Annotated in this window: 12 protein-coding genes, 1 tRNA gene and 1 pseudogene; 4 read left to right on the forward strand and 10 right to left on the reverse strand. The window is 61.2% G+C overall.

The window, feature by feature from the left end:
• Nucleotides 1-88: 88 nt before the first annotated feature.
• Nucleotides 89-973, forward strand: coding sequence for a hypothetical protein (locus E5X88_RS07170; protein WP_292159675.1), 885 nt, complete (start codon nt 89-91; stop codon nt 971-973).
• Between the two features lie 28 nt (nt 974-1,001).
• On the opposite strand, the gene E5X88_RS07175 is transcribed toward E5X88_RS07170, so the two are convergent.
• From E5X88_RS07175 to E5X88_RS07195, 5 genes and pseudogenes are all read right to left on the reverse strand, one after another.
• Nucleotides 1,002-1,829: an MBL fold metallo-hydrolase gene (locus tag E5X88_RS07175; protein WP_292159678.1), complete on the reverse strand. Its 828-nt coding sequence runs from the start codon at nt 1,827-1,829 to the stop codon at nt 1,002-1,004.
• Between the two features lie 182 nt (nt 1,830-2,011).
• Nucleotides 2,012-2,947, reverse strand: a complete 936-nt coding sequence (locus E5X88_RS07180; RefSeq protein ID WP_292159681.1) for a cyclase family protein — start codon at nt 2,945-2,947, stop codon at nt 2,012-2,014.
• A gap of 350 nt (nt 2,948-3,297) precedes the next feature.
• Nucleotides 3,298-4,116, reverse strand: a complete 819-nt coding sequence (locus E5X88_RS07185) for a glutathione S-transferase family protein (protein WP_292159684.1) — start codon at nt 4,114-4,116, stop codon at nt 3,298-3,300.
• A gap of 27 nt (nt 4,117-4,143) precedes the next feature.
• A complete protein-coding gene (locus E5X88_RS07190; RefSeq protein ID WP_292159686.1) occupies nt 4,144-4,725 on the reverse strand; it encodes a VOC family protein in 582 nt (193 codons plus the stop codon).
• A 280-nt stretch (nt 4,726-5,005) separates the two neighbouring features.
• Nucleotides 5,006-5,420: pseudogene (locus E5X88_RS07195) on the reverse strand (SRPBCC family protein).
• Nucleotides 5,421-5,536: 116 nt separating this feature from the next.
• On the opposite strand from E5X88_RS07195, the gene E5X88_RS07200 reads away from it, so the two are divergent.
• Nucleotides 5,537-6,604, forward strand: coding sequence for an adenylate/guanylate cyclase domain-containing protein (locus E5X88_RS07200; RefSeq protein WP_292159688.1), 1,068 nt, complete (start codon nt 5,537-5,539; stop codon nt 6,602-6,604).
• Between the two features lie 389 nt (nt 6,605-6,993).
• Here the strand turns inward: E5X88_RS07200 and E5X88_RS07205 are convergent.
• The 3 genes from E5X88_RS07205 to E5X88_RS07215 all read right to left on the reverse strand — a co-directional run bounded on the left by E5X88_RS07205 (nt 6,994) and on the right by E5X88_RS07215 (nt 7,943).
• Nucleotides 6,994-7,068, reverse strand: a tRNA-Glu gene (locus E5X88_RS07205).
• A gap of 90 nt (nt 7,069-7,158) precedes the next feature.
• Entirely contained in the window at nt 7,159-7,566 is a 408-nt protein-coding gene (locus E5X88_RS07210) for a VOC family protein (RefSeq protein WP_292159690.1), read from the reverse strand.
• Nucleotides 7,563-7,943: a fimbrial protein gene (locus tag E5X88_RS07215; protein WP_292159692.1), complete on the reverse strand. Its 381-nt coding sequence runs from the start codon at nt 7,941-7,943 to the stop codon at nt 7,563-7,565. The genes E5X88_RS07210 and E5X88_RS07215 overlap by 4 nt, the downstream gene beginning before the upstream one ends.
• Before the next feature lie 26 nt (nt 7,944-7,969).
• Between E5X88_RS07215 and E5X88_RS07220 the strand changes: the two genes are divergently transcribed.
• Together E5X88_RS07220 and rpoH are read left to right on the forward strand one after the other, a co-directional pair.
• Nucleotides 7,970-9,040, forward strand: coding sequence for an RluA family pseudouridine synthase (locus E5X88_RS07220; RefSeq protein ID WP_292159694.1), 1,071 nt, complete (start codon nt 7,970-7,972; stop codon nt 9,038-9,040).
• A gap of 207 nt (nt 9,041-9,247) precedes the next feature.
• On the forward strand, nt 9,248-10,159 hold the full coding sequence (gene rpoH, locus E5X88_RS07225) for an RNA polymerase sigma factor RpoH (protein WP_292159696.1): 912 nt from the start codon (nt 9,248-9,250) through the stop codon (nt 10,157-10,159).
• 287 nt (nt 10,160-10,446) lie between these two features.
• On the opposite strand, the gene E5X88_RS07230 is transcribed toward rpoH, so the two are convergent.
• Both E5X88_RS07230 and E5X88_RS07235 read right to left on the reverse strand, forming a co-directional pair.
• Nucleotides 10,447-11,319, reverse strand: coding sequence for an MBL fold metallo-hydrolase (locus tag E5X88_RS07230; protein ID WP_292159698.1), 873 nt, complete (start codon nt 11,317-11,319; stop codon nt 10,447-10,449).
• A gap of 150 nt (nt 11,320-11,469) precedes the next feature.
• Nucleotides 11,470-12,129, reverse strand: coding sequence for a peroxiredoxin (locus tag E5X88_RS07235; protein ID WP_292159700.1), 660 nt, complete (start codon nt 12,127-12,129; stop codon nt 11,470-11,472).
• Nucleotides 12,130-12,285 lie beyond the last annotated feature (156 nt).

A 12,285-nucleotide genomic window follows, 5' to 3' on the forward strand; every position in this document is an offset into this window, starting at 1 on the left:
AAGCGGTACAGATTATTAATCGTTGCCGACCAATATGTTGGTGCATGAAGCATATCTAAGTAAATTTTTTCGTACCCTAGAGTTGATTATGGCCGTACTTGGCACTCTCCCTTCCGATCTTCGCTGTAGACCAATTTGCGAAGCTGATTGGGAAGGAGTGGTCGACTGCCTGTGCAGGGGCTTTCCGGAGCGTAATCGGAGTTACTGGATACAGGCGCTGACCCGTTTGTCGCAGCGGCCTGCCGTCGCCGAATTCCAACGATACGGCTTTGCTTTGGAGAAGGCTGATCGGATCGTCGGCGTTGTGCTGACCCTTTATACCCGTTATCGGGGGCAGGACGGCGACGAGATACGCTGCAACCTTTCAAGCTGGTCCGTCGACGCAGAATTCCGTCCCTATGCCGCCATGCTGGTTGCGAAGGTTCTCAGGCGAAGGGATGTGACCTACACGAACATTTCGCCGGCGCCCGCGACATTAAAGGCAAACTGGGCGCTTGGCTTTCGCCCCTTTTCCACCGGACAATTCGCCTTCTTGCCGGCTTTGAATTCGGCGCCGCGGTCATGCCGCGTGCTCGAGGTTCGTCCCGATCTCGCGGAAATGGCGATGCTGTCCGACAGTGAGAGATACATCCTCTCGGAACACGCCGGGCTGGGCTGCCTGTCGTTGATCTGCATTTGCGACGGAGAGGCGTTTCCCTTGGTGTTGATGCCGCGCCGAACATTGCGCGGACTTATCCCAAGCTTTCAGATCGTCTATTGCCGCTCTCTCCCAGATTTGGCCCGGTGCGCCGGCGCTCTGGGGCGCTTTCTCTTGCGACGCGGGATCCTGCTTTGCGTCGTCGACGCCAAGGAGCCGATTGCGGGTCTATACGGGTGGTACCGCCCCAACAGGGGGCTGAAATACTTCAAGGGTCCCAGGCCACCCTCGCTTGGAGATCTGACCTTCACCGAGCTTGTGCTATTCGGTCCCTGAACGAGGCGCAACATCAATCACGCCGCGATCAAACCCCTTCGAGGATGATGATCGTCGGCCGGTCGGGCAAGGTCTTCAGCGAAACCGTCAACGACCGGCTGGACAGGAATTCCACCGCGAAATCGTCGCCCATCCTACCTGTGAATTCGCTGATCGCAGTCGAATGGCGATGCATCGGCAATATCATCGAGGAATAGAGCCGCGTGGTGATTTCGGTCATCCGGTCGAGCGACAGCGTCATGCCGCCGTCGATAGGCACCATAAGGATATCGAGCCGGCCGATGGCGCCATAATGCGCGTCCTCCAGCCGGTGGTGCAGATGGCCGAGATGGCCGATGCAGAGGCCCGCCACTTCGAAGATGAAGATGGAATTGCCGTCCTTGCCGAGATCGCCGCCATTGCGGATATCCGTCGGCACGTTGCGGATGTAGACATCGTCCACGACAAGGGCGTGGCGCGCCGGACCGCCGTCCGGGTTCCAACCGCGCAGCACATATTCGATGCCGGGATCCGGAAGGTCCGAATAATGGGTGCGGTGGGCCTTGTTCATGGTCACCACGCGCGGCAGCGGGTCGGTGCCGTAGACGCCGGAAAAGTCGGTGGCGATCCTGACGCCGGCGGGCGTCTCGATGATGTAGGTCGAATGGCCGGCATAGGTGATCGTAATGTCGCCGTCGACGAGGGCTTCGGCCAGCAGGTGCGTCTGCGCCTTTGGCGTGGTGAAGCTGGCATAGGTGGCTGACGGCAGCGCTTCGGCGATCGCAACGCATCTCGACGGCGCCGCCTCGCCCTGGGCCGAGGCGGCGGGCGGCCAGAAAGCCAGGGTCAGCAGAACGGCGGCGGATAGGCGGAGCATGGCTGTCTCCCGTGGCAGGCCTGGCGCGCTCATGCCACGATAGCGCTAGCAATCATGATGGCTATCGCCGGGACGGTCACGTTTTCGCGAGCGCCGGAGCGGCTGATCGTCTGGACCTTTTGTCCCGACTTGCGCAACAGATACGCGCTATGGCCCGGCCCTGCGATTGATATCGCCAGCGATCAGGGCGTCGGACGGAAGACGCCGTTCTCGTCGCGCTTGAGCGGCGCTTTTTGCCGGGAAAGCGGCACACCAGGCGCCTCGGTCACCGAAACGCCCTCCGTCCAGTCGGCGGGTGCAATAGCGATGTAACGCGCATATCCGCCTGACCCGCCGAGCGGCTTGGCAAAGCCGATTGTGACCAACGCCCCGGCCTCTGGCACCTTGTCGAGATTTGCAACGCCTTCTGCCTGCGTGAAATCGTTGTGAAGCAGCCAATGTTCGCCTTCGAGATTGGGCGTGGTGTCGGTGTCGAGCGGCTCATGACCGTGGAACAGAATCTTCCGCTCCAGATGCAGGAACTTCAGCGCGTCCAGACCGACGCCTGGAAACGGCTTTTGGTTGAAGCGCGCGGTGTCGGACCATTTCTTGTACCAATCCGAACGCACGAAGACGACCGAACCCTCCGGTATGCGGCCGTGCTCCTTTTCCCACTCTTCGATGTCGGCGACCTGGAGGTGATAGCCTTCGTCGGTCTGCACCTTGCCGCTGATGTCGATCACGACGAGCGGCCGCACGGCATAAGTGGCCGGCAGGTCGCTGATCGTTGCGCCGAGCGGGTTCCAGTGGGAGGGCGGATCGAGCTGCGTGCCATATTGGTCCGTCGTCAGCTCATAGGCGGTCGCGACGAACCCATGCTTGTCGTAGGTGAACTCTTCGCCGGCCTTGACGTAGCCCTCGATGTCCTGACCGGCGACAGTCGGTTTGAACTTGGCATTGGCAAAGCCCGGCCATACCGGCTGTACCGGCTCGAAGGCATGGGTCAGATCGATGTACTTGGCCGATTTGAGCGTATTCTCATAAACCGACCAAAGGGACGATTCCTGCGCCAAAGCGATCGACGGCACTGACCAAGCGGCTCCCAGCAAAGCGATACGAACGAATCTGGATACATTCATCTGCAATCTCCCCGAAATGCCGCGGAGTATCGCCAGTTTCCCGCAGGACGACAAGTAAATGCATTCCTCCCAGGAGGGCCGCACCAATACGGCTTCCAACCGGCCCGCCTGTCATCGCACGACCGCTATGCAGGAGCTGCACGGACAGACGTATTGAAAGACCCCCAACGCCCGGTAGCGTTCCCGGCCCGTAATCTCGCCCAGAAAGCAAAAAGGCCGGCACATGACCGACCTTCCCTTCCACCTCGACATCCCGCGCCAGTACATCCGTGGTGACGAATTGGAGGTGAATTGCCAGTCGGCCTCGGATTAGGCCGGCCTAGGGAAAGCAACCGTTGGAGCGAAACGGCTCACGCATTGGCCTGCGATTTCACATAGGCGATATAGCCGCGCACGTCGCCGGCCGGCTCGGTATAGGCCTTGCCAAGCTTCTTCTCGATCGCCGCCATGTAGTCTTTTGCCCATTTGGGCAGCGCGTAGTCGATGACGGCCAGGAATTCGAGCGTCGCCGCCAGGCGGATGTCGGCGATCGATGGGTTCTTGCCGCCGATGAACGGCTTGCCGTTCCGGAAGAAGCTGTGAAAGACCTCCAGCGGCTCGGCAATCGCGGCCGCCGCGGCCTTCTGGGCTTCCGATTTCTTGTCGGGGTGAGCGTCGCTATGGCCGACCTCGCCGGCATATTGCGGAAAATTCAGCGCAGGATAGGTGGCACGCGCTACATAGGGGTAGAGCGTGCCGATCAGGTAGAACATGGCGCTGTCGATCATTGCCCGCTTGGCCGGCGCCTTGGGATATAACTTCTCCAGCCCGTGCTTGTTGGCGAGATACTGCATGATGGCGCAGCTTTCCCACAACACGCCTCTCGGCAAGCCCTTGTCCTCGATCATCGGCGTCAGATGCGCCGGGTTTCGCGCCATGTATTCGGGCGAGCGCGTGTGGCCCCATACGTCGGTCTCTGAGTGGTCGAGCCCGGCCGCGCGTGCAAAGACCCGAACGCTCATATTGTTGACGCTCGGCTTCAGCATGCTGAGCGTCAGCGCGGGCTTTTTCGCTGGTTTCGCCTTGGCCTTCGCTGCTGGCTTGGCGGCAGCCTTGGCCGCCGGCTTCGCTCCCGGCTTGGCTGCCTTGGCCGCGGGTTTCTTCGAACTCTTCGTCGCTGTCTTTGCCATCGTGTTCCTCCCGTTGTTTGGCTGTCGTCAGTATGGATTTTTCGGTGCCCGGTCGTCTGACAATGTCGCCCGGGAGCGCTCGACGAGCGCCTGGATCGCGTCGGCGAGATGCACCTCGGCTATTGCGTAGTCGCCGCGCGCGACGCGGACCTTGTGCGCTTCCATCAGCACGTCGGCGTGGGTAAATCCCGCCGGTGGCTCGAAACGGTAAGAGGCGAGTTCGATCAGCAGGCCGAGCGGATCCTCGAAATAGATCGAATCCATGAAGCCGCGATCCTTGACGCCACTGTGCTTGATGGCGCGCTCGTCGAGCCGGGCGACCGCCTGCAGGAAGGTGACACGCGACACCGCAAACGCGATGTGGTGCACGCAGCCGATATCGGTCGGTGTGCGCCGTTTCTCCGGCGTGCGGCTCTCATCGGTGAAGACGGTGATCAGCCGGCCGTCGCCCGGATCGAAATAGAGATGGCTTTCGCTGGCCTTGTCGAGGTTGGGCTGCTCGAAGATGAAAGGCATGCCAAGCACGCCTTCCCAAAAGTCGATCGAGGTCTGGCGCCCGGCGCCAACCAGCGTGATGTGATGGACGCCCTGCGATTGCAACTTCTGCATCTGGCTCCTCCCGGCCACGCCGCGCCTTGCCGGCGGACGGATTTCAAGTGCCCAGTCGCGCTTGGATCAGCCCCGGCATGTGACCGCCGCCCGGCTTCGCTCCCCTGCGCTCCGCATTTCCGCATCCTGCGGGATTGCGGCCGAAGCTTTGATGAACGGATGCTAATTCAATCCGAGGCGTTGCGCCAGAAGCGTCGACGCTTCAGGGCCTAGGCGGCCCGATCGGCGATCCGTACTTGCCGGCGCCGAAGAATGCGCATCCACGACCCTTAGATGAAAATCACATATTCTTCATCGGCACGTCGGGATCGACATGTCCCCCATCGGCAGTGATCTTCAGCCTTGAGAGGTAGTGCTCCCATCCCCTTCGATGGCTGTCACGCTCCTTTGCGTTCGGCAGTCCGCTGTGCGTGAAGCGGATCAGTGTCCCCGCATCCCTCGCGATCAGGTCGATCTCGACATGGCCGGAGCCGGGCGGCACGGTCTCGTTGTCTTCCCAGCCAAAACTGTAGGCAAGACGGTGGACCGGGATCACCTCAGTGAACTCGCCGCGCGCCATATGGCGACCACCGACATTGACGAGGAACAGACCGCCCGGCGTTGCATCCAAATTCGCTTCGGTCCCGATCCATCGCACGATCTGGTCTCGCTTGTGGCGCCGCGACCTCAATCTCTGTGTAAACCGATTCCGCCATTGCTCACTCCAGGTCACATCCGCATCGAATGCCGTGCATGATTGGAGCGAATGTGGGGAGTTGCAAGAAGATGTTCGAGGCGTAAACATAAGCCGGTGCCGAGTGACCTTCTATCGATGCTTCTCGCAAACTCGCTTTCATTCCTTCTGGACGACGCCGCGCATATTGGCGACGGTGGGCGACTTCTATTGCAGCTCTCAACGCATTTGATGGAAGACGGCTTGCCGATCATTGCCGGAGCGCTAGCACAGGATGCTCCCGACCCGATCATTTCACGCCGCATCTGGCTCTGGCGAGCGCCTAGCGGTGAAGTGGTCGAGGCTTTGGGGATAGGCGCCGACCGCCAGAATGCCGATCCCCGGCTCGTGCTGCGGGAATGGCTTGGCACGACGCGGGCGATCGTGTTCGACGAGGGAGCTGGCGGTGTCGCACCGACTTTGGCGTGGGCGTTCGATCATACTCCGGATGAGGCGCAGTCAGAGCTACTGCGGCAAATCTCCCGGTTTGCTGCGGCTCCGATGACCGCACTCGCAGAACGGTCTGCGAAACGCGCATTGCTCGAAGCATATTTGGGAAAGCGCAGTGCAGCACATGTGCTCAACGGTCATTCTCGTCGAGTAAAGGGAGAGACGATACGGGCTGCGCTTCTGTGCGCGGACCTTCGAGGTTTCACCGATCTATCCGAGGTTCATGATGCAGACGAGATCGTATTGGTACTTGATGCCTGGTTCGATTGCGTCGCCGGCGCGGTGCACGCATTTGGTGGCGAGGTTCTCAAGTTTATAGGTGATGGCGTCCTCGCGATTTTCCCGATTGGCGAGCGCGATGCAAAGGCCGCATGTGACGCGGCGGTACGCGCCGTGAAGGCCACGCGCGCCGGGATAGATCATCTCAACCAAACTCGGCGCCGCAATGGGGGCCTTGAGTTCAGATATGGCATTGGCCTGCATGTCGGCGAGATACTTTGGGGGAATATCGGCACTGCCGGCAGGTTGGACTTCACCGCGATCGGCAAGGCTGTAAATCTTGTCAGCCGCATGGAAGGGCTGTGCAAGCCGTTAGGACGGACGGTGCTCGCGTCGACAGTGTTCGAGGCAGAAACTACCGAGCCGATGATCGCCATGGGCAGTCATCCGCTCAGAGGAATAGCAGGCGCGCAAACACTTTTCGGCTTGCCGGAATAGATCGAATGGTTGAGCGCGCCGTGGATGTGTCGTTCACCGCAAATCTTGGTATCGTGCGAAGCCATGACTGGGAGAAATTCGAACGGCAAAGAAGCTACGATACTACAACGCGTTTCTGGAGCATGGCGCGTTTAGAGCCCAGCCACGCGCGTCGTGCGCAGCTTCGCTGGCCGGTGCTAAGGGCCGACTATTCCTGGCATCCACCCTTCGCCGAAGCGCCTGGAAGCGCCTGGAAGCGCCGAACAGATCGGCCGGCTCGCGGTCGAGCGTCAAGTTCGTCAGCGCCAAGAGCGGCGCGGGGATTGTCGACGCCTTCGCGGAACTCACCGAAAACGATCCGCCGCCGGCAACTGTAGCGCGGCAGTAAAGATCCAATTTGTTTGATTGCTTGGTACGCCCAAGGGGAATCGAACCCCTGTTCCCGCCGTGAGAGGGCGGTGTCCTGACCGCTAGACGATGGGCGCGTTCAAGAACCGGCGATATAGGCTGACGGCTGGGAAAAAGCAACTGGGCTTCGGGCAGTCGATGATACCGGGAAAATATCCGTCGCAAGCCTATCGTTTTGGCTCGATCAGGTCCCAGAGATTTCCATGGAGATCGGCGAAAACCGCCACAGTGCCATAGGGCTCGACGCGTGGTGCTTCGCGGAACTCGACGCCCTTTTCGAGCATCAGCGCGTGGTCACGGCCAAAATCGTCGGTTTCGAGGAACAAAAAGACGCGGCCACCGGTCTGGTTGCCGATGCGGCTTTCCTGCACCGCGTCCGCCGCCTCGGCCAGCAGCAGCCGCGCGCCTTGCCCGTTCGCCGGCGCCACCGTGACCCAGCGCTTGCCGCCGCCCAAATCGACGTCCTCGGTCAGGACAAAGCCCAGCTTGCCGACATACCAGGAGATCGCCTCGTCATAATCCGTGACGACGACCGCCACGGTGGCAACGCGGCGATGTTGGGAAAATCCAGTCATTTGTTGCGGATCGAAAACCGCCCGACGATGCGGCGCTCGGTGATGTCGTAGACAAAGATGGCGCGGCTGCCGTCGGCGAGCTCCGCATCGATGGAGACGCGGTTGCCGGACAGCGACTGGCTCATGACCCTGGCGCCGACCGGCAGCACGATGTCGCCGGTCAGCGGCTCGCCCGATGGCACCTGGATGTCGCCGGCAAGTGATGGGTTGGCGGGTGGCGGCGCGGTGCGCGTTTTGTAGACAAGGGCTGCGATCACCACCATAAGGGCGAGGAACAGCAGGCCAAGATTGATGGCGACGAAGCGGACAAGCTTCTTGCGCACTTTTTCGACTTCGGGGTCGAGCGGCTTTTCCTCGTCTTCGTCGGCAACAGCCATGGCAAAACAGTCCGGAACTTTTTTCGATGAGCGCTCATAACGAAGAGGCCCCCATATTGATAGAGGATGGATTGATGGAGGGTGGATCGCCAGACGGTGGACCGATCGTGCTGGAAGCGGGTCCCGATGCGGCCGGCCAGCGCCTCGACCAATGGCTGGCGGGCAAGCTCGGTCCGGACATGTCGCGCAGCCGGGTGCAGATGCTGATCAGGCAGGGCGCCGTCAAGGTCGGCGGCCATCCGGTCGACGAGACCAAGCGCAAGATGGCGGCCGGTGACCGCGTGTCGGTCGAAATGCCGGAGCCGGAGCCGGCGGAACCGCAAGGCGAGAACATCGCGCTCGACATCCTCTATGAGGACAATGAGCTGATCGTCATCAACAAGCCGCCGGGGCTTGTCGTCCATCCCGGCGCCGGCAACTGGACCGGCACGCTGGTCAACGCGCTGATCCACCATTGCGGCGACAGTCTTTCCGGCATCGGCGGCGTGCGGCGGCCGGGTATCGTCCACCGCCTGGACAAGGAGACCAGCGGCGTCATGGTCGTCGCCAAGACCGACCGCGCCCACAAATCCTTGTCGGAGGCCTTTGCCGACCATGGCCTGACCGGCGATCTCAAACGCGCCTATCTGGCGCTGGTCTGGGGCATACCGACGAGACCGACCGGCACGATCGACGAGCCGCTTGGCCGCGCCGCCGACCGCGTGCGCCGTGCTGTGGTGCCGGAGGGCCGCGACGATGCCCGCCACGCCATCACCCATTTCACCGTGGTCGAACGCTTTGGCGAGCAGCAGAAGGAATTCGCCACGGCCAGCCTGGTCGAATGCCGGCTCGAGACCGGCCGCACCCATCAGATCCGCGTCCACATGGCCCATATCGGTCATCCGGTCGTCGGCGACCCCGATTACGGCCAGGCCTTTCGCACCAAGGCGAACCGGCTGCCCGAGCCGCTGAAAGGCCGGGTGAAGGCATTTCCGCGACAGGCTTTGCATGCCCGCCTCCTTGAATTTAGGCATCCGGCTACCCATTTAACGATGAGGTTCGAGGCACCCGTACCGAGGGATATGGAGGAACTCGTCGACGGTTTTCGTAAGCTTTGAACCGCTTTCCATCCACTCAAAACCAGATCGGCAAAAACCTGACCGGCGTTGTTCACTTTGGCGTGACACACTGTTTCGTGTTGAACAAATGCTGTCCTTTCTGGTTTTGTTCCTATATAAACCGGTTGTCGCGAACGAGCCTTTGGCGTTCGCAACATATGCCCGCCACGTTTCGGGGGCACCACTCCAAAGAGAGGGGGCGCTATCATGGCCCAGTCACTACCCAGTATCGTTTCCGGCGAAGGCGGCCTCAGCCGCTACCTGGAAGAAATCCGTCGCTTTCCGATGCTTCAGCCGCAGGAAGAGTACATGCTCGCCAAGCGCTACGCCGAGCATGAGGACACCACGGCTGCGCACAAGCTCGTCACCAGCCACCTTCGGCTCGTCGCCAAGATCGCCATGGGCTATCGCGGCTACGGCCTGCCGATCGGCGAGGTGATCTCGGAAGGCAATGTCGGCCTGATGCAGGCCGTCAAGAAATTCGAACCGGAGCGCGGCTTCCGGCTCGCCACCTATGCCATGTGGTGGATCAAGGCCTCGATCCAGGAATACATCCTGCGCTCGTGGAGCCTGGTCAAGATGGGCACGACCGCCAACCAGAAACGTCTGTTCTTCAACCTGCGCAAGGTGAAGGGCAAGATCCAGGCGCTCGACGACGGCGACTTGAAGCCTGACCAGATCACCGAGATCGCCACCCGCCTCAACGTGTCCGAAGCGGAAGTGGTGTCGATGAACCGCCGCCTGTCGGGCGACGCCTCGCTCAACGCGCCGATCCGCGCGAGCGAAGGTGAGTCCGGCGAGTGGCAGGACTGGCTGGTCGACGACCACGAAAGCCAGGAAGAGATGCTGATCGAGCAGGACGAGCTGGAGAACCGGCGCGGCATGCTGTCCGGCGCTCTTGCCGTGCTCAACGATCGCGAGCGGCGCATCTTCGAGGCGCGCCGCCTGGCCGAGGAGCCGCTGACGCTGGAAGAGCTGTCGGCCGAGTTCGACATCAGCCGCGAGCGCGTGCGCCAGATCGAGGTGCGCGCCTTCGAGAAGGTGCAGGACGCGGTCAAGGCCGCAGCCAAGCGCCAGATGCAGGCCCTGCGCACCATTGACGCGCAACCGGCGGCGTAACACGTTCCTGGTAGGAAATTATACAACGGCGGCGTCATTCTCCTGACGCCGCCGTTTGTTTTTATACACCAGCGTCGGCGCTGCCCCTCATCTGCCTGCCGGCATCTTCTCCCCGTAAACGGGGAGAAGGCGCTGGCCGCAACCTTGGCTCCATCTCTACGACGTTGGGAATTGGCGAAATCATCCGCGAAAGCGTCTTTCTCCCCGTCACTATACGGGGAGAAACGTCCGGCAGGACAATGAGGGGCAGCGCTGACTTCCCGGAAGGCGTAGTGCCGTCTGCCCCCTCAAAGACAATCCAGCGGAAACTTCAGATACCGGCGCCCGTTGGATTCCGGTTCCGGCAGGCGCCCGCCATTCATGTTGACCTGCAGCGCGTGCAGGATCAGCCGGGGCATCGGCAGCGTCCTGTCGCGCGCCTCGCGCAACGCCACGAAATCGGCCTCTGTCCTGCAGGCGGCAACATGGATGTTTTTGGATTTCTGTTCCGCGACCGTGCTCTCCCACAAGGGTTCGCGCCCTTCCGCCTGGTAGTCATGGCCGACGAAAAGGCGGGTCTCATCCGGTAGCGCGAGGATAGCCTGGATCGAGCGCCAGAGCCGCGCGGCACTGCCGCCGGGAAAGTCCGCTCTCGCCGTGCCGCTGTCCGGCATGAACAGCGTATCATGGACGAAGGCAGCATCGCCGATCACATAGGTGATCGAAGCCAGCGTATGGCCAGGCGAAAACAGCACCTCCGCCGGAATGTTGCCGACCGAAAAGGTCTCGCCATCGGCGAACAGTCTGTCCCATTGCGAACCGTCAGCGGGAAAATCCGGCCAGTTGTAGATCACTTTCCACAGTTTCTGGACGTCGACGACCTTCTCGCCGATCGCCGTGGGCGCCCCTGTCCTTTCGCTGAGATGGTGCGCCGCCGAGAAATGGTCGGCGTGCGGATGCGTGTCGAGGATCCACTCGATCTCCAGTCCACTCTCCCTGATGAAGGCCAGCACCGCATCGGCATTTTTCGTTGCCGTTGCGCCGGACTTCTCGTCGAAATCGAGGATCGGGTCGATGATCACGCATCGCCGCGTCTGCGGATCGGCAACGACATATTGGATGGACCCGCTCGGCGCGTCGTAGAAGCCTGTGACCTGCGGCTTGACCGATGATGCGTCCAATCCCGGTTTCCTCAACTCGCATTGAGGCAGGAATGCTTTTCTCTGCCGCGATGAAAGAAGAGCATGATCGTCCGCGAATGCGGCACCGTCAAGCACCGCATGCTCGCGCAGACGCGAAAACCGAAAATTCCTCTATGCTAACCCTGCCGCTCAGGCGGAGGGTTGCTTGGTCTTCCTGAGATACGGCAGGATCGTCTCGTAGGCGCCGAAACGCTTGATCGCGTCCTCATTGGAAACAGCGGCAGTGATGATGACGTCCTCACCCTGCTTCCAGTTCGCCGGCGTCGCCACCTGGTGCTTGGCGGTCAGCTGCATCGAATCGACCGCACGCAGGATCTCATCGAAGTTGCGGCCGGTCGTCATCGGATAGGTGAGAACCAGCTTGATCTTCTTGTCGGGGCCGATGACGTAGACTGAACGCACCGTGGCATTGTCTGCGGGCGTGCGGCCTTCCGAGGTTTCGCCGGCACCGGCCGGCAGCATGTCGTAAAGTTTGGCGACCTTGAGATCCTTGTCGCCGATCAGCGGATAATTCACCGAATGGCCGGTCGCCGTCTTGATATCGTCCTGCCATTTGCCATGGCTTTCGACCGGATCGACGGAAATGCCGATGATCTTGACGTTGCGCTTGCTGAACTCGCCTTCCAGCCCGGCCATCGTGCCGAGTTCAGTCGTGCAGACCGGCGTGAAATTCTTCGGATGGCTGAAAAGTATTGCCCAGCCGTCACCGATCCATTCGTGGAAGCTGATCGTCCCTTGCGTGGTTTCGGCCGTGAAATCCGGCGCGATATCGTTGATACGAAGGCTCATGGCGTGTCCCTACCCTGTGATTGCAGCCGGCATTGACCAACACCACCGGCGCTGCTTTTTGCCTTTCTACCACTCCGGCGTCGTCCTTCAAACGCCTATTGCCACCGACATTGGCGGCGACGGCGAAAAATTTTCGTTTCTTCTTGGCAAATGGAG

Origin of the sequence: Mesorhizobium sp. (assembly GCF_004962245.1) — a bacterium.
Lineage (GTDB): Bacteria > Pseudomonadota > Alphaproteobacteria > Rhizobiales > Rhizobiaceae > Mesorhizobium.

Excerpts from the sequence above, each read along its gene's own strand:
- E5X88_RS07170 (WP_292159675.1), top strand. The coding sequence starts at position 89 with ATGGCCGTACTTGGCACTCTCCCTTCCGATCTTCGCTGTAGACCAATT.
- E5X88_RS07175 (WP_292159678.1), bottom strand. The coding sequence starts at position 1,829 with ATGCTCCGCCTATCCGCCGCCGTTCTGCTGACCCTGGCTTTCTGGCCG.
- E5X88_RS07180 (WP_292159681.1), bottom strand. The coding sequence starts at position 2,947 with ATGAATGTATCCAGATTCGTTCGTATCGCTTTGCTGGGAGCCGCTTGG.
- E5X88_RS07185 (WP_292159684.1), bottom strand. The coding sequence starts at position 4,116 with ATGGCAAAGACAGCGACGAAGAGTTCGAAGAAACCCGCGGCCAAGGCA.
- E5X88_RS07190 (WP_292159686.1), bottom strand. The coding sequence starts at position 4,725 with ATGCAGAAGTTGCAATCGCAGGGCGTCCATCACATCACGCTGGTTGGC.
- E5X88_RS07200 (WP_292159688.1), top strand. The coding sequence starts at position 5,537 with ATGCTTCTCGCAAACTCGCTTTCATTCCTTCTGGACGACGCCGCGCAT.
- E5X88_RS07210 (WP_292159690.1), bottom strand. The coding sequence starts at position 7,566 with ATGACTGGATTTTCCCAACATCGCCGCGTTGCCACCGTGGCGGTCGTC.
- E5X88_RS07215 (WP_292159692.1), bottom strand. The coding sequence starts at position 7,943 with ATGGCTGTTGCCGACGAAGACGAGGAAAAGCCGCTCGACCCCGAAGTC.
- E5X88_RS07220 (WP_292159694.1), top strand. The coding sequence starts at position 7,970 with ATGAGCGCTCATAACGAAGAGGCCCCCATATTGATAGAGGATGGATTG.
- rpoH (WP_292159696.1), top strand. The coding sequence starts at position 9,248 with ATGGCCCAGTCACTACCCAGTATCGTTTCCGGCGAAGGCGGCCTCAGC.
- E5X88_RS07235 (WP_292159700.1), bottom strand. The coding sequence starts at position 12,129 with ATGAGCCTTCGTATCAACGATATCGCGCCGGATTTCACGGCCGAAACC.